Here is a 21,422-nt window from a genome sequence, read left to right as displayed (position 1 = left end):
TTGATTGTCTGTGAACACTAATTAGATTTTACGGATATAAACATTGCCGTTAACAACTCGGATATAAACAGGACGTCGTCCACTTCGTATGATTTTAGTAACTTGGGTTTCCCTACCATAAACCACATTTGTTTTAGCGTCTTTGCTTTCTTGGGCGGCGGTTGTGCCTAAGTCTATAAAGCTTGATATTTTATAGGGACTCGTAAGGTTTTTGGTTTGAATCAAGCTTATGTTAAAGTTGGCAGAAAAGTTATTGGAAACCAGAAGCTCAACATCCCCGTCTTGATTATCAATGATGATGGGTTCAGTAGCGTTGTTATTGGCGGGAATTTGTATCAATATTTTCCCTTTTCTGGTGCTGGCGCGAATTCCCTCGCCAACCGAGTTTACATTAATGTTTCCTTCTTCGGTTCTGACGACAGCATTCTTCTTTGTCTCACCTATCACGATATTACCTTTACGGAGTTTAAAGTCACCACCCGCTGGCGCTGCCTCAACGTCGAGATCTACGTTATCGTAATCCAATGCAAAAGCTTTTGCATTACGTTTTGTGAAGAAGCCTGATGTTGTTTTGACTACTACCTTCCCATTGGGAGCCAGCCCTTTGAGATCTCCATTCACATCTTGCAGAATGATATTACCGCTGCGAGTTAAGACAAAACCCGAAGCTTCGGTATCTGTCACTAAAATGTCACCTCTATCTGTGGCCAATTCTACTTTCCCTTTTCCACGGGTAAGACTAATACCTCCTCCATCGGCGTGTCCTTTTACGTTTCCTTCTAGGTCAGTCAGGGAAACGTCGCCAATAGCTGTTTGAAATTTTAGGTTTGTATTTTTAGGCACTGCAATGAGAGCTTTTCCATGGGACTTACCCTTGTCGGCTTTTTTGGAAAATATTTTTGTCTCATTTTGGTTACTCTGTTCTCGCTTTTTTATGATGGAACCTAGTACACCTTTTATCGTATTCAATAAAGAAGGCGGAGAAAATTCGACGGCTCCATTGGTGTAAAGTTCGACATCTAGTGTCGTATCTGATAGACAAACATTTGTATTTCCATAGGTTAAATGGATAACAAAAAAGAAAAATAATGCCCCTAAAAGCTTTTTCATAAAGAATAGTGGAAACCAAAAAAATATGTGTGAACCTTGTTTAACTTTTACCTAACAGCCTGTTGATACGGTAAATAATTTAAGTGCCTTGTTAGCTGCGAGTGGAAGGAAATAATCATAAGGTTTGTTAGCATAGCTGTTTTATGGATTGACGAGATTTTATCGTTTTTGTGGCTAGAGACTCGTCGAATACGGAGCCAAAGTTGAGCTAAAAAACCTATGCTTGTCAATAGGCTCTTTGAAAGATGCAAATACGAATAAATCGGGTCAACCCTTCTAGCAATAACCGTGCAAAACGTCCCACTTAGTTGCTAATTTTCCGTGAAACCTACATTTTTGCCCGTGAAATCTACACAAAATGCGTGAAACAGTTCACTTTATTAACCCAAAACAATAGGTAAAAAAGACCTGTTTTAACTAGAAGATTCTCTTAAAAGTACAATTATTAACTTAGTGTTAAAGTGGTAGTTGAGGTGCAAAAAGATTAAGTAGTGGCTAGCACTCATAATTACTGGTGGATTATTTACAGTACGACCACCACTTTCTTTTGGACTGACTTTACACGTTTTTGGGCGTCTTTGAGCGAAAATGTCACTGTATGTACTCCTACAGCTGGTTTAATAGGGTAATAATTGAAGTAAAGCAGATTTTGTACCTTTTTAAGATCAGTATATGGAATACGAATCTGGTCGTTAGGACGATAGATAGCCTTGTTAAATTCAATATTTCCATCGAATTCAGTGACCGAAAATTCAAAAATGTAATCCGTAGCAAGAATTTCGGCACCTTGCTGTTTTACATATAATTCAAATCTTTGATATTCTGACTGACGAATCGTCTCCATCCCTGATACCGTTCGTATTTGAAAATTAAAATCAGGCAATGATTTGAGCGCTGGGGCTAACGGAGTCACATTAAGATTTCCATCACAGCCCAAAATGAGTAGTACAAATGGTAGTAACTTGATGATTTTCATGAAATTAGAAAAAGAAAATTGAAGCCCCCATCGCGAAATGAAGTTTTTGGACATCTGAGGTAGGAAACCAAAGCGTTTGAGTAAAAACAGAAACAGTAGAAGCAATTATTAAACTCACTTTGGCCTTTCCACCAACAATTAGCCTACTTTGATTAGTCAGTTGATAAGCTGAGTCATCAAGAGCACTTTTTCCTCGATTTATAAGCTGATACCCTCCTACACCCCCCAAAGCAACCAATCCTGCTATTCCTTTCTGCTGAAATAATATTCGGCCCATTGTGAAGTGAATGGTCGTTGACTCTACTGGGACATCTTGTTTTAGAACGGAGTAGTCTTTTCTTAAATAGGTAATCCCCCATTGACGAATTAAGCGATTACCTATGATTTTTCCACGGTTCAATTCGATGTTAAAACCCGAATTATCTGCTGGCCGCAAGCCGTCGATTTTGGCTATTGATATTTCTAGAGACCGTTGGCCTTTCAACTGCTGGCAAAAAGAGGTAAGGTTAAATGCCAACCACATGAGTGCAGTCACATAGATTCTCATATACTTTTTGCTTGATTAAGTACGCTATCATCTATTTCAAAAGTCAAGTGCCGCCCACCCCCTCTTTCATAAATTTCTACACTGATAAGTTTGTTGTCAGTAATAGATTTGATGGGTAGTGCGAACACCATTTTTCGCTCGGTTTTTGCACCAATGGTCTGAATAGATTCTGGATGTACATATAGGGGAATCAATTCTTCATTCTGCACTGCCATCCGTTTAATTGTATGACGTTCTTTGACAAAAAATTTGATAAAATCCCATTCATAGTCAAGCTCACTTTCATTTTGCAGTTTGATTTGTAAAAAGGTAACATCCTGCTTGCGATAAACACCCATAATCATTGCAGTACACTCGTTTTTTACCATCCCGATGCCAATGAGGAAAGCACTTTTTATATTTACTTTCTGACAAAACGATAGCAATTCATTTGTCGGAATGATACGTTTTGGCTCTTGAGTTTGATTAAAAGGGTTGATCGAACCAATCCCAAGGTGAGAAGCAACTTTCGCATCCGATTGAAGATTGTTGGCAATGTTGATGTTAAATACTTCGGGGTTTTCGTTGTAATTCACTAAAAATGAATAAAAACCACCATCTTCAGTAATAATGGTCATATTGGTCTCTTCTGCAAACCCTTTGATGTTTGCTTTTACTCGTAAAACATTGGTGACATTTTCAGGAACGAGTGCGATTACAGCGTCGGAGCCTGCGTCAAAATCTTTAATTCGAGCAGGAAAAATGATGTGGGTTGTTTTTTGATAAGCGACTTCTATCGGATATGATCCTTTAATGGCTGATTTGGAAATGGGCAGCAAGTAGGGGTTTGCCGTAACAAAAATACGGGAGGTATCGGGTAGTTGACCCAAGCAACTCCTCCCCCACCCTGCCGCAATAAGTAAAAAAATGAAGGTTTTCATAAAAAGTATTAGGAACGAACACGCAGTAAAATGCGGTGATTAGATTTAATAGTAACTTTCGGCTGGGACATTTTTTGTTGGATAAGCCCACGGGCAACGTTAAAACCTGCATTGGTGGCTTGGATTGCAACTTGAGCCCCTACTTGCTGGCCTACATTTCCTTGTGGCAAAAACATATAAGGTGAGACACTACCACTGGCCGTTTGGCTTAGACTCTGCGCGATTTTTGTTTTTTCTTGCAAACCTGGAACATACAGCCCCTCTTTCCCGTCTAAATCAAATGCAATGAGATGAATCTGGTATAAACTGTTTTCGACCCGAATATTAGTTACGATAATTTTCAGCCGATCACCATTTACGGAGCAATTTCCTGAAATAAGACTATTGGCAGGAAGTTTTAGTTTATTTTTTCCAAAGACAAGCTGCGTTTCTTGGGTAAGGCGAATCCAAATGGACATCCCATTTTCAACCGTTATTCCTTCGCCTTCTCCATGAACGACAGCAGGAATTGTTTGAGCGTCGGTATTAGGATTGACAATACCAGTATCCATTTTTTTGCCACCTAAACCATAAAATCCGTTGCGAGCATGATTAGTTTGAATATTTATCCTTTCGGTTGATAACTTCAACTTGGTTTCACCAATTTTATCACTCAACGGTGGCGTTTGAAACATTGTATCAATATTGGGTGTTTCGTACTGGTGTATTCGTTCTTTTAAACCATTTCTCCAATTTTCTAAGTCTATATTCGTCGGAGCTTTGCCCGATACTTGCTGTTCGAGTAGCTTGTTGTTAAAACGAAGTGTTTTTACTAATTCTTCATTGGCCGCCTTCGTAGTAGGATCTTCTATCTCGTTTTGAGCAGCTGCGTTTTTGTACAATGACTGGATAGTTGAGTTCTGTCTTCCAATTGTCTGACTCTGAGCCTGCTGGTACATACCCAATAGCTCCTTTTTCTGGACTTGCTTTTCGACAGTTGACACTTGAGTTGAAGTGTTTTCTCCCCAACCGTCATCTTTGGGGTTAGTGCCTGTCAGTTTATGGGTGTTTTGATTGGCTGTTTCGTCAAGTAAACTGCCAGATACGGTAATCCCGTTGGGGTTTGAGGCATACTTATTTTGGTGGTCAAATTCCTTGAGATTGGCTGATGGCGGTTGTAAACTTAGGGGTGTCTCTGGTACAGCTGGCTCAGTGCTTACTATCCAGTCTTTTTGGTAACCTAGAAGCCCAATAATGATTAAAACTGGCACTGGGATGAGCGAAAGTGCTGCTATTTTTTTGCTGGTTTGCAATTGTTCACTTACTTCCCCCAGTCTTGATGGTTGGTTAGAGGTCATTATCTTACAATGTTTTCTTCGATTGGCTGACTGGTACTATACACCCTAAAGTTTCTCATTAAAAAACCATTGGGGTTTGCATCGGAACGATTAACATCCACCATTTCAACTTGGGTAATAAGGGTTCTGGTACTACGTGCAGTTGCTCGCTCTTGCACTAATTTTAGATAGGCTACCACGGGGTAGGGATAATAGCGTAAATCAATGCTAACAGAATCAATACTAACGCGTTGTGTGATATTGGAAGTTATAATTTGGTCGTAAAATCGCTGTTCTCGCAAATTGTCGTATAGTTTTTTGGCGCTTTCATCACACAGGAAAAAAGCTTTTTTTACGTTGGTTTCTATAGATGTTGGATCTGGTGAAACGGTGAAAAACAGTTCATGGAAACGTGCAACGTGATGTTTTGCTTCAGCGGCGCGGTTGTCCATTATATTTCCTGAAAAGGCTTCTAACGCAACACCCCGATTCAAAATAAAAATGCGTTTCGAAAAATTGTGGGCGTAATTTAGAGAAAGTACAACTGCTGCAAGTGCTATTGTAAGACAGCCTGCTACTACAGTAAATGTTAGGTATTTCGCGCGTTGAAATTGTTTCTCCAATTCTAATAACTCTTTCATTTTTAACGGATAGATTGGGTTTTTATCATTACCTGAAGGGTGCTACCTTGGTGATGAATGTATGCCTTACTGGTTTTTTGTTCATACTCATTAAATGCAAAAAGCAATGACACAGAAGCAATTCCAAAAGCCACAAAACAAAGGATTGTAGAGTATAATAAGCGCTTCTGTAAAACTTGGACTAAGTTATTCTGATAATTTGCGGTATGCGGTTTCATAATTGTAGTGTTATTTTTTACGCTGTAAAATTTGGTTCCAGTTTTTAAAACGAGTGGAGGTTTGCACCTTGTTCGCTATGTTTTGAGCTTTATTTGATGCCCTGTCTAAAGGCGGTTTCATGCTTCGATAACCTGCTTGGGCGTAGTTGGAAATCCCTTGGGTTATACCCCCTACGCCACCGACTGATAAAATAAGATTGGTTGCGGCAGGTACTTGAAAATAACCGATTAGAATAAGCACCAACAGCCCTAAATAGCCATAGCCTAGAAAACCATCACCTGTGAGTGATTCGTTGGTTTGACCCGCAGGAGAGTAATTGGTAAGGTATAATTCATGAATTTTGAAACTGATGATACCATATATATTGGCTACAACGGGTAGCAAGGAGAAGTTGATATATTTGCCAAACCATTCGGCAATATTACCCGTAAAACCATCAAATACGGCTAGTGCAATCGCAATTGGCCCTATAATTCTAAGCACAATTCGGAACAAGATAGAAATCAAATACAATATTCCTTCGGCGATGTTACAAATTGCAACCAAGAGGTTTTGGAACATTTCTTGTAATGCAATGTCGATTTTTGCGGCGGTGTAATCGGCAATTGTAGAGAACTTTAGACCCAGTGACTTGAAAGTCTCAGACCACGATTCATCACCTCCTGAGTCATTTTCAGTCTGCTGTTCTTGGAAAACTTTTAACTTATCCTCTACGGCTTTTTCGCGTTGTTTGATGATGTAGGCGATGCGCTCAGTGGTAGAGTTACCATTTTGGGTAACTGCGGATACCAGACTATCAGCTCCAGCATCAATGGCATTGGTTATTCGCCCCAATGAACCAATCAGTAACGCAATAGCAAATGGTCTTAAAAGGGGGAAAAAATCAATGGGCTCGTTGCGACTGATTTGGCCAACAAGCCTTGAAGCAATGTAAAGCATCGCTCCCGCTCCCGCGATTACTCTGGCGTAATTTTCAAAAATCTGAATCGTCCCTTTTTGAGTTGAATTGATTAGTTCTTGATAAAGTTGGGTACGAATAATTTCTACAAAAGACTCGTTCATAGTGAGTTATATAATGCCATACTTTCGTTGCAAGTTGGCTCTTATTTCTTTTAGTATTTTTTCACGTTCTATTTCCATTGCTGCATTCACTCGGGCTTTACATCCTTCACTGTTGTCGCAGTTTTTGAGGAGAGGCTCAAACATATCTACTATGTCGGCATTGATAATGGATTCTGCAATGCGTAGTTCGCTCTGGTAAGCTGTCATGCGTTCAGCCACTTTCTTCGCTTCTTCATTGCCCTGTACGCTAGTGTCCCCCAAACCTGAGTCAATAACGTCATAGTTGCTTGCGTGGATGCCTGAGATTGGAATTCCAAAATTTCCCGAGGTCAACCCATTGTGATAAGTAGATCCGTTGAGTGCCAATCCATAAAGTTTAGCGGTTGCAATTCGGTCCTGGTTAGTCCTAGCACGGCTGATAGAGGATTTACGAATACTTCCATAAAATTCATTCATCACTGCCCGAAAATTATTCACTTTCTGGTACATGTCTTCCAGCCATTGCATTCGTTCTGCATCAGTCATTTTAGCATGGCGTTGGATGAGTGCATTGGAGGCAGCAATCATAATTGAGCTTCCTTCGTTGTTTATTTTTTGAAACCCCGCCAAAACACGCCCATATTCTCTGGGATGAATGTGTTTATCTTGCGAAATGACTGCGGCCATTTTATTCATATCTGACATCGCACCTTGGACGTTCCCAACGAGTTCTCGCCCGCGATTGAATTGCTGTACGGCAGAGGCGACTTCCATTAACTTCTTGACATTCCCTACTAATTCTTTGAAACTGGGGTCTTGAAGTAGCTTGATGGCGGTGGTGATGCCTGTATGAATAGGGTCAGAGACCACAAATTGCGCTTGTGTACCCGTAGAAATAAAAAGGCTTACCGCAAGCCCTAACAACGTTTTTTTCATAGATGTTTCGTTAAGGATTTTTAGTTAAATCGTTCCCCTCTCGCCCAGGCTTTGATTCCTGCTTCCGTGTTCCCGTGATAGCGATGAAGGGTTAAATCAGCGATTTCTTCTACTTCTCGCTTTTCGGTAGTAAAAGTGGCATAGGCTGTTTTAGACATTTCAACCCCATAAACTTTCGTGTAATCGCCAATCAATAATGCCATTTCTTTGTATTTGGGGCGGTTTGAATCGTTCATTCGATTGATGCTCAAAATGATGTTGGCTTGTTTTTCGGATAGACCAAGGGTTTGCATAATATCATCAAAACGCTTTTCGTAGTTTGATTGGTCAAATAAAAATTTGATGGGAGAGTTGTTGATAATTGCATCTTTAACAAAGGCGTTTCCTACCAAATCGTCCACTTCTTGGGTAACTACTCCCAACGATCCATAGTGTTTTCTTACGGTCTTTGAACACCATTTCAAGAAGGTTGCAAAATTGTCTTTGGCCAAAGCCTTCCATGCCTCTTCAATTACCAACATTTTTAAGACTCCTCTGACGGTAAATAGTTTACGAACGTAGTTGTTCATAATCATAATAGTAGTAACTGGAAACAAAACGGGGTGGTCTTTGATGTTGTCTAATTCATACACCACAAAGGGGAGTTCCATCAGGTCAATGTTCTGGCGTGAATTGAGCAAATACTCGTATTTCCCGCCTTTGGCGTAAGGACGTAATACGTAGAGGAAGTTCTGTAAATCAAATTCAATGTTAGCCCGTCCTTGATTTTGGGTGAAAATTTTAGGGTAAACCTGCTGGGTATAATCATAGAAGGTGTTGAAACAGGGAAAATGTTTACGTCCTCCCTCCCACTCTTTTCTTAGAAATCCAAAATAATTGGAAACGATGTCAGAAATGGTGATTTCCTCGGATTTGGTAGTCAGCTCGTTGTCCTTTTTCCAAAGTGCTTCCAATAAATTAGCAATTGATTCTTCTGTTTCGGCATCTGGATGCAAACCTTTGACATAGAAAGGATTAAAACTGAGTGGATTGCTTTCTTCATAAGTAATATAACGTCCGCCTAGGGTATCACAAAGGCGACGATAACTGTGGCCAACATCCACAATGCTGATGTGTACGCCATGAGAACGCAAGTAATAAAACAAGGCATTCATCCCAAAGGATTTACCCGAACCAGATGGCCCTACCACCATAAAATTACGGTTGTTAATGAGCCCTTTTTCCATGGGTTTGAAAAAAGGGTCAACCATTATCGGTTTGCCGAAGCGGTCAGTGAGCCGTACTCCATTGGGGGTAAATACGGTATCTTGATAATTGCCTTCCATATTCCATAAACAAACGGCTTCTTCGGAAAAACACAGTACTAGATTGTCTAACCCAATCTCGGCAGCATTGCCAGGAATGCAAGACCAGAAAAGTGTTTCGGCATCCCAATTGGCAATGCGGGGACGAAAACCCATTCGAGAAATAGCCGATGCGGTTTGAGACCGATATTCCTCAAGTTTTTCTTTATTTTCGTGCCAAGTCAGTACATTGTAGTGAACTCTCACGGGGCGACGCCCTTCTGCTTTCATTTCTTCAATAAAGGCGTCTTTGGCCTCGAAGGCGACCATATTCTCTTTTGACCAAGCTGAGAAACTATTGTGTCTGCGCATTTCTGCGGTTAGTTTATTGCTTAAATGGTCTGAATCTTCGAGATAAAATACTTGGTTGTAGATATGATTACATCCAAGCATGAGACCCAATTGCGACCCAAGAGAGGTAGGAAATTTAGTAGAATCTGTGGAGTATTTCTCCAGAATTTGCGCATTACTGAGTGTAGTTGGAAAGTCTTCTAAATCGGCAAGGGTAAAAGTCTGGGTATATTTGCCCCCTACCCTGAGCTCATCTTTCATTTGAAGATCCTGTAAAGTTGTGTCTGTCAATGAAAGAGTGAAATATTGTTGAAAAATTCCCGATTCAGTCTCACTACCTAACCAATCAACGGGCCTCATTATGTCGCACTTGATTTTTGCAGTGGATTCTAATATGGATGAAAATTGGATAACGGTATCCAAAAACTCTTTCCAAAACTTAGCATCTAAAGCCTCTTTTGGCACATAATGATTCTTTAGTAAAGATGAGTTGAGACTTTTTCTACGGGTAATTTCTTGGGTAGGCCGAGTGATGAAAATGTACGAACGCTGCTCAATATACGTCCTTTCTAAAAAGTGTAACTCATTTTCATAAGCTAGGTAATTGTTATTGGCAATGTAGGCCCTTGTATCATCGCTCAATTGATGACGTTGTTCCAAAAACCAGTCTTGTTTGTGTACAACATACCCATTTGGTAAAGTAGCCAATGCCCTGACAAAGGTTGTGTGTAGTGTATCATAGTCTGCATCTGAAGGGGTAAAAACTTCGGGGAGCTTCAACCTAAAACCAATCGTTAAGTCCGCATTTTTGGAAACTACCACGTTTGTGGATTCATCTACGGCCAAAACTGGGAAAATATGCTCAATATTTTTGATTTTGCTTTTGGTCATTTTTTAGTGGCAAGTTTCAATACGGCTTTTACAGGAACAATTTTATGAAAAGGCATTTTTTGGTGGATAAAATGAGGTTTTCGCTCTTGGACGGGCTGTTTTTCCATCCCCCATCGGCCATATTTTTTGCTCAGGTGAAAAGCAGCGCTAATCGTAGCGCTCAATAAAAGCAACAATAACAAGAAAACGACGATGGAGGGGATACCTATAATGACCAAAATGAGGCAGCTAAAAATACTTCCAACGCCTCCTATCGCACCAAGGTAAAAGTATTTGCCCCGCAAGCCCTTGAACTCTATTTCATGGTCAACTCCTTTGAAAATAATAAATTCTTTCATGTGGCTACGCCCATTTGCTAAAGGTAAGGTTGATAATGTAACCGATGAGAAACAAAAACATGAGTGATCCCAGCCATTTTAAGGCAAATTCATATACATCATCGTCTCCATTTTGAATTTTTATAAAAACGCGTATGATACCAATAATGGCAAAAACAATGCCTAGATAAACGCTTGCTTGATACACCTCAGGAGCGGCATCTCGTATAACCCCAGCGGCATTGTCAGAGCCAACGTAACCAAAGGGGCTTTTGATACCGAAATCGACGAGCTCTACTAAGCCATAAGAAGTAGCTAATGCGCCAAACCAATGAATCAGGCTGCTTTCAACACCATCTTGTCCTTGGTTCCATCGTTGAAAGATTCGAACCCCACCAATAACCGCCGCAATGGAGAGAAGTGCCACACATATCAATCTAACTTCGTCGTAAATTCCATTGAGGGCATTCATCGAGACATGATTTTATCATTGAGACTTGGATCAAAAACACCTTGAGAGTTGACAATGGATTGGATAATTCCTCCTAAAATAAGAACAGTAATAATAGCGGCTAACCATCGAGCTGTCATTGATAATATCTCATCACTGCCATTCATTTGCCAATGATTATAAATTCTAAATCCCCCTACCAATGCCAATAACCCACAAACGGTGTAACTAAAGGTTGATACACTTCCAATCATACCAACCAATGGCTCCGTAATAAGGTGGTCAATCTGGGTGTTGGTCGTATGTCCACTTCCGTTACCCACAATGTCGAGAAAAATCATTTCCATTTTAGAAGAAGACAGCTTGAAGAATAGCGGCAATGGCCAATAGAAACAATACAGCTCCAAACCAGCCAACGGCGTGTTTTTGAACTTCTTGGTCTCCATTTTGCCATTTGTTATAAACCCTAAAACCGCCTACGAGTCCTACGATTGCCGCGACGACGTAAATGAGTGTGGTAACTGGTTCAAAATACCCTTTTACGTCATTGGTTGCCTGAGACAAAGCCTGTGCTCCTGCTTGAATGCCCCGATTTTGAGAATAGGCGAAGGATGAACATAAGCTCAGAGTCAGCCAAATTGCGTGTTTTTTGATTGAAAATTTAGAAAGCATAATTTGATGGTTAAAAAAACTAAGTATCGGATATGTAGGGTTGAAAACCCACTCGTTCATAAATGGTCTGTGTTGATTCTGGCAAATTTGAAATAGCCGTCATATAGTCACAGCCAAGGTCTTTTTGCATTTCGCAAACTAGCTCATGCGTGCTTAAAAGTTTCTCTAAGAGTGCTTTATGATTGATTTCGTCTGTTAAAAGGTCTTGGCTTTCATTGTCATTGTAGGTATCATTTATGAAGTTTTCACTTCTCTCCTCCTCGTCCAAATCTGTGAATGGCCATTGACTATCTTTGAAATCTAAATCTGCAATTGTCTCAAATTCTTCGCTTAGTAACTCAACGGGTGACTCAATTTGATTGGTTAGGAGGGTTTGAAACGCCTCGTTTGATGTATCAATCGAATCTACAGCGGGTGTTGATACGTTACTTTTGCCTATTTCAGGAATTGAACCAAAAAAATCAGCCTCTATAATTTCAGGTGTTAGGTTAGGTACTATAGCTGGGGATTTGACCGAAGGGCTTTTGAGGGATATAAATTCTATATCTCCCCTTTTCGGTTTTGCCTTCGTGGGCGATTTGGAGTGAAATAAGAATACACTCCCTGACCATACCACCATGAAAATAAAGCAATACAATGTGTACTGTCCTAATGTGATATATACTAGAATTAGGGTGAACATAAATGTTGGCAAATCAATAAGGATGCAAATTAAATTTAATATAATTTAAAATACAAATTTATTAATATTTAATTATTTACTATTTTTGCCAAGCTGAAATGCTTCATTAACCGTTATCGGAACATAGATAAGCCTTTTATTCGCGTGGTAAAAACAGTGAACACCAACAACCATTTTTGTTTTTTCTGTAGGCTTTAGCACTATAAATGTCCCTTGAGGAGTTGTGGTAGTTTGTGCTGTTTTCATTAGTTGAGCGTATTGTTTGTAAGTAGGATATTGGTCAATTAGGTGAAGAATGGTTTGATATTGGGTCAAATTGGTAAAATATATCCAGCCGAAAATAATGAGCAGGGGCAGACTTATGCCAGGTATCCCGAATTTCCCAAGCGCGTACCAAAAAGCTTGACGGTCATTTTCAAAGCGGATGACCTTGGCGCGTTCTTTGATACTTTCAGTAACAGATTGTATGGTGTTATTATTTTTTATCCCCATTTGTTCTATTTCACAAAGAATAGATGTGACCGTTTCGTCGAGTCTGATCCCATATTTTTGTTGGTAATGACCCTGCAAGCGTGTCATCTGCTCTGAGGTAATTGGTTTCATAACTTTGCCAATTCGTTTTTCAATTTCATTGCAGTTATGAAATCATATCGTTCTAACCCATGTCCTAGCTGTACCATTTTTAAAATTTGGTTTCCTACTTGGGTGCTGGTATCGATGTCACCAAAAAAATTAACTTGTAGTTGATGCTGAGTGGCATACGACTGAATTTCAGAAATGAGTTGGGGGTGTTTATAAAAGCTATATTGATTGACCCAAATGCAAATTGGAAAGGCATTGCCAATAATTTGCTGCATCTGCTGAAGGTACTGCGTACAGGCGAAATAGGAAGTATTTCCCGCAATCACAACGTCAAAGATAAATTGGCAATGTAGGTGTTTGGCTAGTTCGTAAAGCTGTTCCGTACTAAAATCAACGGAGAATAAGGCAGGAATTTGTTCGCTTTCTGGCGCGCCAAAGTCTAAATAGCAATCTTCAAAAGGAAGTTGGCTCAAGTCTGTTAATGAAAATAAAAGTTTGTCACGGGTTATTTTCTGACGTTCGTCCAGCATAGAAAGAGCTGCAATCCTTCCAGTACCGCTCAGAAAAGTAAGCTGACGAGAGGAGGTCTGTGTAGAGGCATCAACGTCCACGAAATATGCCCCAGGATGTGATTGGTGTTTGAGTGCCAATAGATAGACTAAAAAAGATTTCCCAACGCCTCCTTTGGCTTGGAGGATAAAGTGAAACTGTTTCATCGTGCTTATAGGAATTTGAGATTTGTTTTGGTCGAATGTTCGTCAGTATGATTTGGGTCAGAAAACGAAAAGTCGGTTTTTGCTTGCTTTTCATTAACTGGCTTTGGCGATGGTAGAGGAGCTTGTATTTTGGCTTGGATGTGGGGTTCTACTGTAAAAGTAGCAGCAAGAGTAGCCATTCGATGTTTTTGTGTACGAATCCGTTCGATGATTTTTGCACTGATAGTAATACCAAGATCCGCAGTGATTTTATCGGCCACATATCGAGACGAATAAGCAGAGATAATATATGGGCGATAGAAGGCATACAACATAACATTGCGTTTTCTGACCTTTGATAATACGGCGTCATAGAGGTCTTTTTTGCTGATAAAGTGTGTTTCCGAAGGTGGCATACGGGGGCAAAGAAAGAAGGACAGTTTGTGAATTCAAAAGGAGATTAGCGGGGATAAAAGGAGATTATGGGAGATTAAAAAGAAAGCGAAGCGTTAGCAAGCCATGACTTTGTCCTGACAAAAAATTTACAAATTTTTCGCCAAAGTCGTAGAGTGACGCAAGCTATTGAGGAAAAATGAAACCACTAAAAGACGAAAAGATAGAATTACGCTTAACAAGAGAGGAAAAGACGTTAATCGAAAATAAGGCACGAAAGGCGGGAGTTTCTGTCAGTGAATATATGAGACAGGTGGCATTAGGGATTGAAGTCACCCAAGCCTTCACTGAAGAACAGCACCGAATTATTGTTGGCGTAGCCAATAACCTTAATCAGCTAACCCGCTTTGCCCACGCTGGTAAATTAAACATAGGTAAGATTAATAAAATCTTGGATACCTTATTCGAGCGCTTAACATGATAGCAAAGACGGTACTTGGAAGTAGTTTTTCGGGCGCAATTATGTACGGAGCAGCAGAGAAGCAACCAAAGAAAAAAGCCAAGCTCATTGATAGCCATAATGTAATGGGTACAACCGCCGAACATTTTGCACTACAAATGCAAAGTTTAGCCAATAGAAGCAAGTGCAAAAACCCCGTATGGCATACTTCGTTGAGCTGGCCCGAGAATGAAGCCATTGATGAGGGAAAAATGCGCAAAGCGGCTCGGTTGTATTGTGAGGGAATTGGTGCAAACTTAGACCGACATCAAGTGGTTGTTTACCAGCACTTTGACCAAAAACATCCCCATATTCATATTTATTTGAATCGTGTTCCGATTGGCGGCGGAGCTGCATTAGATTCAAGTCATAATTATGCGCGTAATGTAAAGGCGTGTCGAGAAATTGAAAGAAACTTAAATTTTCAGCCTTTACCAGCGGAAAGAACAAGCCTTTCTGACCATTTACCCTCAAAAATACAAGCGCGTCAAAAAGTGAAAGAGGCTCTAACTTCTCTATTGATTGCTAAAAAAATCAATAGCATTGATAAGCTCAGTGAGGAGTTGACCAGTCTTGGGATTGAGAGCCGTTTCAAGTACGACCGCAATGATAAATTGGTAGGCTGTAGTTTTCGGGTCAACGAAGTGGCCATCAAAGGAACCGAAGTAGGTTTTAAAGCAAAGCAGATTGATGAACTTTTAAGCCACAACAGCATTGATTTATTAAAGACACGCAAGGACGTGCTGCCCAAAAATGAAGCAGTACCTTTTGAGCCAGGTTACTTGGTTATTAGGGCATCTGCCAATGAAACCAAGGCAGACTTGTCTAAAATAGAAAAATCTCTTTGGCAATCTCAAATGCAATTGCGTCAAATAAAGCAAAATGCAAAAACAATGAGTCATAAAAAGCCAGTAAAAAAGTTTAAAAAAATGTAATAAAATATATACAAATAATATTTATTTTGAGTTTATTTGTGAAGTAAATATTACAAAAATCTTCTATGCTAACTCAAGAAAACCTGATTAATTTTTTGAGGCATAACCCTGCCTTAACCGTTTCCACGCTTGAAAAAGAAGCCTCTATTCCAAAAGGAACAATAGCTCAGACCTTGGCGGGGACTCGCAACCTCAGCGAAAAACATCTTGTTGCTTTATTCCCCATCTTATCAAAATATGGGTATTCTGACAGCCTTTATGAAAAAGCCAGGGTTATTTCGATTATAAACCATAAAGGCGGAGTTGGGAAAACAACTACCACTTCTTCTTTGGGAGAGGCACTGGCTAGGCGCGGATTTAAGGTTCTGTTGATTGATTTAGACCCGCAAGGCAACCTAAGCCAGATTTTGGGCATTGATGCTCCCGAGAGCCAAGTGGCTCAAGCACTCTTGAACCACGCTATTCCATTGCCCATTGTTGAAATTTCAGAAAACCTGTATTTATCTCCTTCAGATATTGAGTTGGCCGATGCCGAAATCCAGTTGATTTTGAGTGTGGGAGGGGACCTAAGGTTAAAGAACAAATTGCAGCCAATCTTGAGTACCTTTGATTATGTGCTGATCGATTGCCCGCCTTCATTGAATAAGCTTACAATTTCGGCTATGAATGCTTCAAATAGCTGTCTCATTACGCTCCTGCCTGAAATGTCGGCGGTAAAAGGGTTGAATTCGTTGTTGCAGCGGGTGATGGAAGTAAAAACAAACCTAAACGCAGAGCTTGTGGTTGATGGGATTGTTTTTACAATGGTTAAGAAAAATAGTGTTCACGAAGGTATCAAAGAAAATGTCAAGAGTAGTGTGCCATTTCGAGTATTTAATACCGAAATCAAACACTTGGTGGATTTTCAAAAATCACAAATTTTACAAAGCCCCATCGCCAAATTTTCGGACAACTCAGAGGCTGCCAAAAACTACCGAGATTTTTGTGATGAATTTATTCAATACCTACAAGTTGTAAAATAACAAACATGGCCAAGATAGATATTAAAGCAGCGATAAGCCAGAAAACGCAGCAATCGCTCAACAATAGTTACATTAGCTCCGAGCAAATCAAGCAGAGTATTGTTGTTTTAGAGGAACTCCGAAGCTTTATTCCGTCTCCAACTAATGAAGAGCTGACTCAGCTGGAAGCGAACATTGTAAAAAATGGCTGCAAAGATGCTCTTTTACTTTGGGAAACCACGCAGCGGGTAATTGACAAGAGTTCCCTAACCCCTGATGCGCCCGTTTATATTCTGGTGGATGGACACAATCGTTTCAAAATTTGTAGAGAGCGGGGAGTCAATTTTAACGTTCAGGTTATGCGTTTTGAATCCTTGAAAGAGGTCAAGGATTACATGATTGATTTGCAATTAGGGCGGCGTAACCTGACCCCGCAACAGGCTTCTTATTTTAGAGGGTTACGGTATAATATTGAGAAGGCTGAAAAAGGGAAATATGATCGAAAAGATCATAAGTCTCATTTTGAGACTTATGGAAAAATGGCTGATGAAAATGATAAGTCTCAAAATGATACTTATATTCAAAGTGTTGATATTGAGGGTTCTACTTCTGAAAAATTAGCACAAGAATACAAGGTAAGTCGGGCGACAATTATGCGAGATGCAGAATTTGCAGCAGGTCTTGACCAACTGCAACCAACGCTGAAACAAGCGGTTTTGAATGGCGAAATTAAGATTGGAAAAACGGATATTCAAAAACTGGCTAAGCGGAAAGTAAAAGACTTAGTTGATAATATAGAAGAGTTAGAAAATGTTCTTTCGGGAGATGAAGAGCCGAAAGTAATTGACAAATCTCGCAATGCTGTTCAGAAGCAGTTGACAGCTACAATGACCAAAATATTGAAGGCTTCTAAAATTTCAGTAAAGGATTTGGAGCGTTTGATTGAAGTCGCCACAGAATTGAAAAAGATACTTTAGAACAGAGGGGTAGGAGGGAAGTATTCCTTTTGATCCTCGTTAAGTCTCTCATAACCTTCGTCTTGTCTTTCTTGGGCAGGACGAAGGTTATTCTCCCCATTTAGATGTTATTCTTACTCGCTTACTGAATCATAAAATATATGATGGTTATAACCAGGCTATTACTATCCAAGAAGAAACATACTTCTACGTCGTCAATTGGTAGGAATAGAAAAACATGTTTAGTGTTATGGGCGAGGATTTTTAAAGATTGATTATTTCATGTGGTGACAGTCCTGTTAGCTCAGTGATGGTGGTAGGAGCAAAGCCATTTGCTTTCATTTTTCTTGCCATTTCAATACGCGCTTGTTGCTCGCCTTCTACTCTACCTTCTACTCTTCCCTCTACTCTACCTTCTGCTTTACCTTCAATACGAGCCGTGGCAAGAATTCCACGCTCTGCAAGAAGCATTTTTTCGTGGTTTTCATATGCCTGTTGCTCTTCTTTACTAAGGCTATCAAATTGTAATTGAGCCTTTACAGCGGCCAAACCACGGGCATTAAACTCATCTTTGACCTCGTTATTTTTAAAATAATAAATCCATTCATCAAGGCTATCTTGTGCTATATCATCGAAGTTGTTAATTTTGATAACATAATATTCTGGATAAATTTCATACAAGGCTTCTTTTTGAAACAGTTCCTTTTGTTGAACCGAAAGCCCCAATACATCGTCTTGATGAATTCCTCTAAATTCTGTTTTACCATGATAGACATAATCTGTACCATGACCTAAATCAAAATAGATTAGGTTGATAGAAAATACTTTCTTAATATCTTGGTAAGGCTTCCCTTTTTGGAGTGTTTCGGTTAAGTGTTTGGAGGTGGCAAAAAGCATCCGTTGAAAGTAATCAAACTCTTTACTGTATTGTAATTCAATGATTAGCCGCTCTTTTTGCTCATTTTCTACCAATAAATCCACCCGATTTATTTTTTGTTCACCATCATCAGCATTGGATTCACTTTCCAAAAGATTGACAATAATAATATCTCGTTTGAGTAAAACACTCAAAAAACCTTCAAGAATGGAAAAATTGGCTTTTTGTCTCAGTAATCTTTTCAAAGCCCAGTCAAAACTGACAAGTGTACGAGTCATGATTTTGCAAAGTTTATTGCAAAGGTACTATTTTTGAGTTAGTCGGGACTGTCAATATTTAGAAGTTATTCCAAGCACACTGACCCATTCCGATGCGTTGCTAATCGGAACCAGTCAGCTTCTTCATCCCACTCAACAGAGTGAAATAGTTTTCCTGAGCTTATACCTCTCCACAAGTAAACATAATGGGTTATATAAAGTTTTTTAAGTGTCTGACAATGAGAGTTTTGTCTCGATTCGTATCCCTTTTTGTTGTACCTTTATATTATCAAACAAGGAGGAACAAACACCAAATTTGAGGGACTGATACCCGACAGTCATTTTGGTTCGGGCAAAGCTTTTCTTTTAAAACTCACTTATTATGTTTTCCAAATCAAAAAATGTAGCCGAATTGGCTGCCCAGACTCCTCATGTCCAAATTTTAAACCCTAATTTCGGTGATGAAATTCTTTACATTGAAGGACAACCCCGTGATTATCGCTTTGATGCCCGTAATGGTACGTTTAAATTAGGTGAAGAAGAAATTTTGACAGACCATAATGGCCAACCACTGAAATCGTTTACTTTTCAGCCATTGGCGTGGCGTATTTTTACGGATACCCTATTTGGTAGAGAAAGGGAAGAAACTTGGGCGGAAATTTTTTTCGTTGATAGTGAAAACTGCCTGTCGGTCATTATGTTCAATAACAGTTCGGTGAAAGAGCTTCAAAAACTGATACAACCGCTTTTCTATAAGCGTAAAAAACTATCAGAAGTAGTGTTGACCATGACGCCCGAATCGCATGAAAATACCAAAATCAAGCCCAAAGCCACCTATTTTATTGCTAAGTTTAAAATGGAAGATGCCATGCCTGAGCGCATTGAAGCCTTTGGGCAATATGCAGACTGTAACCGTATTTACCGATTAGATACGCTAACCAATGGCGCTATTTACCATTTTGTCGCAGATTGTTTTTATAATGCCTTAGCCGAGCAAGAAAAAGAAGAACCGATTATCGAAGATTTCAAACAAGCAGCATAGACAAATATAAATGAGGGGGTAAAGTACGACCCTCTCATTTATAAACCTTCTATATCTTTTTAAATTACCATAAGAACATGAAAATGCCCGTAATATTTCAATCAAGTTGGGATGTCGTAGAAAAGCCTATATATTCCAACAATCAAGTAGTTAATGGCTACAAGGCCATTTTTAGAAGTGATAATAACCACTTACTTAACGTTTGTAAAGATTCATATACCCCTACTTCCAACGAACGATTTATGGAGGTAGTCCAAAAAATGAATGACATCACAGGGTTTCCCATCAAGTGTTTTGATGAATTTGACGGGGGTAAAAAAGTATTGGCCTTTTTACAATGCACAGAACCAATTCAAGTAGGAGGACATAGTTTTGAAGACTACTTAATGATTGGCAACAGCCATGATAGCAGTACTGGGTTTTTTATGGGAAATTCAAATATGATGATTCGTTGTAAAAATCGTTTTTCAAAGGTATTTCGTCAGTTAAAAGTCCATCACACCAAGAACCATGACACTAAAATAAATCATTTACTACGCTATTTTGAAACGTTTATGGAGGAGCGTACAAAACTGTTTGACCAATTTGAACGCTTGGGAAATGTACAAATTGATGAAAGTATTAAGTCTGCTTTAACCGAACGACTAACGCGTATGACGCAAGAGGAAAAGTTGGGGGAAACAGAACTTTCAACCCGCAAAACCAATGTAATAAATGCCATGAACTACTCAATAGAACGAGAATGTGCAGACCTAGGAGATAATCTATTTGGATTATTAAATGGTATAACCCACTATACTACGCACATTAAAAAGCCAAAAGAAGCCGTGTTTGGCAATGCAGTAGGTAGTTTAGCCCGCATGAATGAAGACGCTTTTCGGTTTTGCCTTGAAATAGCCTAAAAATGAAACAGACATTGGAGAATAAGCAAAAAAAGACACTCAATTTATATCTTTTAAACCACTAGATTTAATCAAAAATGAACATTGTTCCATTCCTAAGCGATACCCAGTACCGCCAACTTCCTCGCATAGCCAATTCGGATTTAAGTGAATTTCGTGACCACCTGTTTGGTTTGAAGAGTTTCAAACCTGAAAAAGCTTTTGCTTTTGGAAGTACATTACATGAGCTGATTTTAGAACCTAAGAAACAGACGGTTATTCCCGAAGATATGGATGCGGATTTGCTAAATATTCTAAAAGAAAAAGTACTGGGAAATCATTTTTGCAGTTGGCTAAGGCAGTTTGCAAGAAAAGAAAGTGTTTGCCTATTTACCAATCCAGCGACAGGCTTACCTTGCAAATCAAAGCTAGATTTGGTGTATAAAAAAAGCTTGGTTGTTGATTTAAAAACAACCAGCCAGCGTACATACGCGGCTTTTGTAAAAAGTTGTCATACATACGATTACGATCGCCAAGCTGCGTATTATCTGGATGGAGTAGGAGGGAAGCGGTTTGTTTTTGTCGGTATTCAGAAGATACACCCATACGATTTGTTTATCTATGAGCCGAGTCGGGAGTTTATAGCAGGAGGCAGAAATAAATATGAATGTCTCTTGGAAGCATGGCAAGAGGTTGGTTTTACTCCTAGTAGTTGGCAAAGAATCGAACCAAAACAACCATTTTTACAAGCTGCTTAAAGAAAGGGTAGGAGGGAAAGCTTCCTACCCAAGTGAAAAAGAACAGAGGGGAGAAATAAAGATTTCTGTAGGTAGGGGATATATATACCTTCAAATTTATACTGATTTTAAATTTTGATTGCGTATTTATATTTTTGTTTTATGGACTACGCAACAGCAATATCAGAAAGCCCCGACACATTAAAAGAGTTGA

At 39.4% G+C, this 21,422-nt stretch carries 25 protein-coding genes; 7 read left to right on the top strand and 18 right to left on the bottom strand.

The window, feature by feature from the left end; genetic code table 11:
• Window positions 1–21: 21 nt before the first annotated feature.
• The 17 genes from K339_RS0115600 to K339_RS0115520 form a co-directional block, all read right to left on the bottom strand.
• Window positions 22–1,110 (bottom strand): DUF4097 family beta strand repeat-containing protein, encoded by a 1,089-nt coding sequence (locus K339_RS0115600; RefSeq protein ID WP_028524426.1) that lies wholly within the window; start codon window positions 1,108–1,110, stop codon window positions 22–24.
• 523 nt (window positions 1,111–1,633) lie between these two features.
• Window positions 1,634–2,086, bottom strand: a complete 453-nt coding sequence (locus K339_RS0115595) for a hypothetical protein (protein ID WP_028524425.1) — start codon at window positions 2,084–2,086, stop codon at window positions 1,634–1,636.
• Between the two features lie 4 nt (window positions 2,087–2,090).
• Window positions 2,091–2,633: a conjugal transfer protein TraO gene (locus K339_RS0115590; protein WP_028524424.1), complete on the bottom strand. Its 543-nt coding sequence runs from the start codon at window positions 2,631–2,633 to the stop codon at window positions 2,091–2,093.
• The gene (gene traN / locus K339_RS33810; protein WP_051398031.1) at window positions 2,630–3,553 is read right to left on the bottom strand and encodes a conjugative transposon protein TraN; all 924 of its coding nucleotides are present in this window, start codon (window positions 3,551–3,553) and stop codon (window positions 2,630–2,632) included. Before traN ends, K339_RS0115590 begins: the two co-directional genes overlap by 4 nt.
• Before the next feature lie 8 nt (window positions 3,554–3,561).
• The gene (gene traM / locus K339_RS36000) at window positions 3,562–4,890 is read right to left on the bottom strand and encodes a conjugative transposon protein TraM (protein WP_028524423.1); all 1,329 of its coding nucleotides are present in this window, start codon (window positions 4,888–4,890) and stop codon (window positions 3,562–3,564) included.
• Entirely contained in the window at window positions 4,890–5,510 is a 621-nt protein-coding gene (gene traK / locus K339_RS0115575; protein WP_028524422.1) for a conjugative transposon protein TraK, read from the bottom strand. Before traK ends, traM begins: the two co-directional genes overlap by 1 nt.
• A 228-nt stretch (window positions 5,511–5,738) precedes the next feature.
• Window positions 5,739–6,791, bottom strand: coding sequence for a TraJ family protein (locus K339_RS33795; protein ID WP_051398030.1), 1,053 nt, complete (start codon window positions 6,789–6,791; stop codon window positions 5,739–5,741).
• A gap of 6 nt (window positions 6,792–6,797) precedes the next feature.
• Window positions 6,798–7,706, bottom strand: a complete 909-nt coding sequence (locus tag K339_RS0115565; protein WP_028524421.1) for a hypothetical protein — start codon at window positions 7,704–7,706, stop codon at window positions 6,798–6,800.
• 20 nt (window positions 7,707–7,726) lie between these two features.
• Entirely contained in the window at window positions 7,727–10,231 is a 2,505-nt protein-coding gene (locus K339_RS0115560) for a TraG family conjugative transposon ATPase (protein ID WP_037300433.1), read from the bottom strand.
• The gene (locus K339_RS0115555) at window positions 10,228–10,569 is read right to left on the bottom strand and encodes a DUF4133 domain-containing protein (RefSeq protein ID WP_028524419.1); all 342 of its coding nucleotides are present in this window, start codon (window positions 10,567–10,569) and stop codon (window positions 10,228–10,230) included. Before K339_RS0115555 ends, K339_RS0115560 begins: the two co-directional genes overlap by 4 nt.
• Before the next feature lie 4 nt (window positions 10,570–10,573).
• On the bottom strand, window positions 10,574–11,020 hold the full coding sequence (locus K339_RS0115550) for a DUF4134 family protein (RefSeq protein ID WP_028524418.1): 447 nt from the start codon (window positions 11,018–11,020) through the stop codon (window positions 10,574–10,576).
• On the bottom strand, window positions 11,017–11,346 hold the full coding sequence (locus K339_RS0115545; RefSeq protein WP_028524417.1) for a DUF4134 family protein: 330 nt from the start codon (window positions 11,344–11,346) through the stop codon (window positions 11,017–11,019). The genes K339_RS0115550 and K339_RS0115545 overlap by 4 nt, the downstream gene beginning before the upstream one ends.
• Before the next feature lies 1 nt (window position 11,347).
• On the bottom strand, window positions 11,348–11,671 hold the full coding sequence (locus tag K339_RS0115540) for a DUF4134 domain-containing protein (RefSeq protein ID WP_028524416.1): 324 nt from the start codon (window positions 11,669–11,671) through the stop codon (window positions 11,348–11,350).
• Window positions 11,672–11,690: 19 nt separating this feature from the next.
• On the bottom strand, window positions 11,691–12,353 hold the full coding sequence (locus K339_RS0115535; RefSeq protein WP_028524415.1) for a hypothetical protein: 663 nt from the start codon (window positions 12,351–12,353) through the stop codon (window positions 11,691–11,693).
• 72 nt (window positions 12,354–12,425) lie between these two features.
• Window positions 12,426–12,956 carry a hypothetical protein gene (locus K339_RS0115530; protein WP_028524414.1) on the bottom strand — a complete coding sequence of 177 codons (531 nt, stop codon included), beginning with the start codon at window positions 12,954–12,956 and terminating at the stop codon, window positions 12,426–12,428.
• On the bottom strand, window positions 12,953–13,651 hold the full coding sequence (locus K339_RS0115525) for a P-loop NTPase family protein (protein ID WP_028524413.1): 699 nt from the start codon (window positions 13,649–13,651) through the stop codon (window positions 12,953–12,955). The genes K339_RS0115530 and K339_RS0115525 overlap by 4 nt, the downstream gene beginning before the upstream one ends.
• A 5-nt stretch (window positions 13,652–13,656) precedes the next feature.
• Complete coding sequence (locus tag K339_RS0115520) at window positions 13,657–14,046, bottom strand: hypothetical protein (RefSeq protein ID WP_028524412.1); 390 nt, start codon at window positions 14,044–14,046, stop codon at window positions 13,657–13,659.
• 176 nt (window positions 14,047–14,222) lie between these two features.
• Here K339_RS0115520 and K339_RS0115515 point away from each other — a divergent pair, with 176 nt between their 5' ends.
• The 4 genes from K339_RS0115515 to K339_RS33785 all read left to right on the top strand — a co-directional run bounded on the left by K339_RS0115515 (window position 14,223) and on the right by K339_RS33785 (window position 17,435).
• Window positions 14,223–14,504 (top strand): plasmid mobilization protein, encoded by a 282-nt coding sequence (locus K339_RS0115515; protein WP_028524411.1) that lies wholly within the window; start codon window positions 14,223–14,225, stop codon window positions 14,502–14,504.
• Window positions 14,501–15,457 carry a relaxase/mobilization nuclease domain-containing protein gene (locus K339_RS33790; RefSeq protein ID WP_051398028.1) on the top strand — a complete coding sequence of 319 codons (957 nt, stop codon included), beginning with the start codon at window positions 14,501–14,503 and terminating at the stop codon, window positions 15,455–15,457. Before K339_RS0115515 ends, K339_RS33790 begins: the two co-directional genes overlap by 4 nt.
• A 65-nt stretch (window positions 15,458–15,522) precedes the next feature.
• Window positions 15,523–16,479, top strand: coding sequence for a ParA family protein (locus tag K339_RS0115505; protein WP_028524410.1), 957 nt, complete (start codon window positions 15,523–15,525; stop codon window positions 16,477–16,479).
• A 5-nt stretch (window positions 16,480–16,484) separates the two neighbouring features.
• On the top strand, window positions 16,485–17,435 hold the full coding sequence (locus K339_RS33785) for a ParB/RepB/Spo0J family partition protein (RefSeq protein ID WP_028524409.1): 951 nt from the start codon (window positions 16,485–16,487) through the stop codon (window positions 17,433–17,435).
• A 243-nt stretch (window positions 17,436–17,678) separates the two neighbouring features.
• On the opposite strand, the gene K339_RS0115495 is transcribed toward K339_RS33785, so the two are convergent.
• Window positions 17,679–18,569, bottom strand: a complete 891-nt coding sequence (locus K339_RS0115495) for a PD-(D/E)XK nuclease family transposase (RefSeq protein ID WP_028524408.1) — start codon at window positions 18,567–18,569, stop codon at window positions 17,679–17,681.
• Window positions 18,570–18,930: 361 nt separating this feature from the next.
• On the opposite strand from K339_RS0115495, the gene K339_RS33780 reads away from it, so the two are divergent.
• The 3 genes from K339_RS33780 to K339_RS33775 all read left to right on the top strand — a co-directional run bounded on the left by K339_RS33780 (window position 18,931) and on the right by K339_RS33775 (window position 21,229).
• Window positions 18,931–19,590 carry a hypothetical protein gene (locus tag K339_RS33780; protein WP_051398027.1) on the top strand — a complete coding sequence of 220 codons (660 nt, stop codon included), beginning with the start codon at window positions 18,931–18,933 and terminating at the stop codon, window positions 19,588–19,590.
• Between the two features lie 83 nt (window positions 19,591–19,673).
• The gene (locus tag K339_RS0115485) at window positions 19,674–20,492 is read left to right on the top strand and encodes a DUF932 domain-containing protein (RefSeq protein ID WP_084332230.1); all 819 of its coding nucleotides are present in this window, start codon (window positions 19,674–19,676) and stop codon (window positions 20,490–20,492) included.
• A 77-nt stretch (window positions 20,493–20,569) separates the two neighbouring features.
• Window positions 20,570–21,229: a PD-(D/E)XK nuclease-like domain-containing protein gene (locus tag K339_RS33775; RefSeq protein ID WP_051398026.1), complete on the top strand. Its 660-nt coding sequence runs from the start codon at window positions 20,570–20,572 to the stop codon at window positions 21,227–21,229.
• Window positions 21,230–21,422: the final 193 nt, after the last annotated feature.

The sequence above is a fragment of the Runella limosa DSM 17973 genome, assembly GCF_000482465.1.
Taxonomy (GTDB): Bacteria; Bacteroidota; Bacteroidia; order Cytophagales; family Spirosomataceae; genus Runella; species Runella limosa.
This window is presented reverse-complemented; position numbering and strand designations above follow the sequence as displayed.

Coding starts and splice junctions, on each gene's coding strand:
- K339_RS33775 (WP_051398026.1), top strand. CDS start 20,570: ATGAACATTGTTCCATTCCTAAGCGATACCCAGTACCGCCAACTTCCT.
- traN (WP_051398031.1), bottom strand. CDS start 3,553: ATGAAAACCTTCATTTTTTTACTTATTGCGGCAGGGTGGGGGAGGAGT.
- K339_RS0115520 (WP_028524412.1), bottom strand. CDS start 14,046: ATGCCACCTTCGGAAACACACTTTATCAGCAAAAAAGACCTCTATGAC.
- K339_RS0115530 (WP_028524414.1), bottom strand. CDS start 12,956: ATGAAACCAATTACCTCAGAGCAGATGACACGCTTGCAGGGTCATTAC.
- K339_RS0115540 (WP_028524416.1), bottom strand. CDS start 11,671: ATGCTTTCTAAATTTTCAATCAAAAAACACGCAATTTGGCTGACTCTG.
- K339_RS0115600 (WP_028524426.1), bottom strand. CDS start 1,110: ATGAAAAAGCTTTTAGGGGCATTATTTTTCTTTTTTGTTATCCATTTA.
- K339_RS0115515 (WP_028524411.1), top strand. CDS start 14,223: ATGAAACCACTAAAAGACGAAAAGATAGAATTACGCTTAACAAGAGAG.
- K339_RS0115565 (WP_028524421.1), bottom strand. CDS start 7,706: ATGAAAAAAACGTTGTTAGGGCTTGCGGTAAGCCTTTTTATTTCTACG.
- K339_RS0115535 (WP_028524415.1), bottom strand. CDS start 12,353: ATGTTCACCCTAATTCTAGTATATATCACATTAGGACAGTACACATTG.
- K339_RS0115485 (WP_084332230.1), top strand. CDS start 19,674: ATGCCCGTAATATTTCAATCAAGTTGGGATGTCGTAGAAAAGCCTATA.
- K339_RS33780 (WP_051398027.1), top strand. CDS start 18,931: ATGTTTTCCAAATCAAAAAATGTAGCCGAATTGGCTGCCCAGACTCCT.
- K339_RS0115505 (WP_028524410.1), top strand. CDS start 15,523: ATGCTAACTCAAGAAAACCTGATTAATTTTTTGAGGCATAACCCTGCC.
- K339_RS0115495 (WP_028524408.1), bottom strand. CDS start 18,569: ATGACTCGTACACTTGTCAGTTTTGACTGGGCTTTGAAAAGATTACTG.
- K339_RS0115525 (WP_028524413.1), bottom strand. CDS start 13,651: ATGAAACAGTTTCACTTTATCCTCCAAGCCAAAGGAGGCGTTGGGAAA.
- K339_RS33790 (WP_051398028.1), top strand. CDS start 14,501: ATGATAGCAAAGACGGTACTTGGAAGTAGTTTTTCGGGCGCAATTATG.
- traM (WP_028524423.1), bottom strand. CDS start 4,890: ATGACCTCTAACCAACCATCAAGACTGGGGGAAGTAAGTGAACAATTG.
- K339_RS33785 (WP_028524409.1), top strand. CDS start 16,485: ATGGCCAAGATAGATATTAAAGCAGCGATAAGCCAGAAAACGCAGCAA.
- K339_RS0115545 (WP_028524417.1), bottom strand. CDS start 11,346: ATGGAAATGATTTTTCTCGACATTGTGGGTAACGGAAGTGGACATACG.
- K339_RS0115595 (WP_028524425.1), bottom strand. CDS start 2,086: ATGAAAATCATCAAGTTACTACCATTTGTACTACTCATTTTGGGCTGT.
- traK (WP_028524422.1), bottom strand. CDS start 5,510: ATGAAAGAGTTATTAGAATTGGAGAAACAATTTCAACGCGCGAAATAC.
- K339_RS33795 (WP_051398030.1), bottom strand. CDS start 6,791: ATGAACGAGTCTTTTGTAGAAATTATTCGTACCCAACTTTATCAAGAA.
- K339_RS0115590 (WP_028524424.1), bottom strand. CDS start 2,633: ATGAGAATCTATGTGACTGCACTCATGTGGTTGGCATTTAACCTTACC.
- K339_RS0115560 (WP_037300433.1), bottom strand. CDS start 10,231: ATGACCAAAAGCAAAATCAAAAATATTGAGCATATTTTCCCAGTTTTG.
- K339_RS0115555 (WP_028524419.1), bottom strand. CDS start 10,569: ATGAAAGAATTTATTATTTTCAAAGGAGTTGACCATGAAATAGAGTTC.
- K339_RS0115550 (WP_028524418.1), bottom strand. CDS start 11,020: ATGAATGCCCTCAATGGAATTTACGACGAAGTTAGATTGATATGTGTG.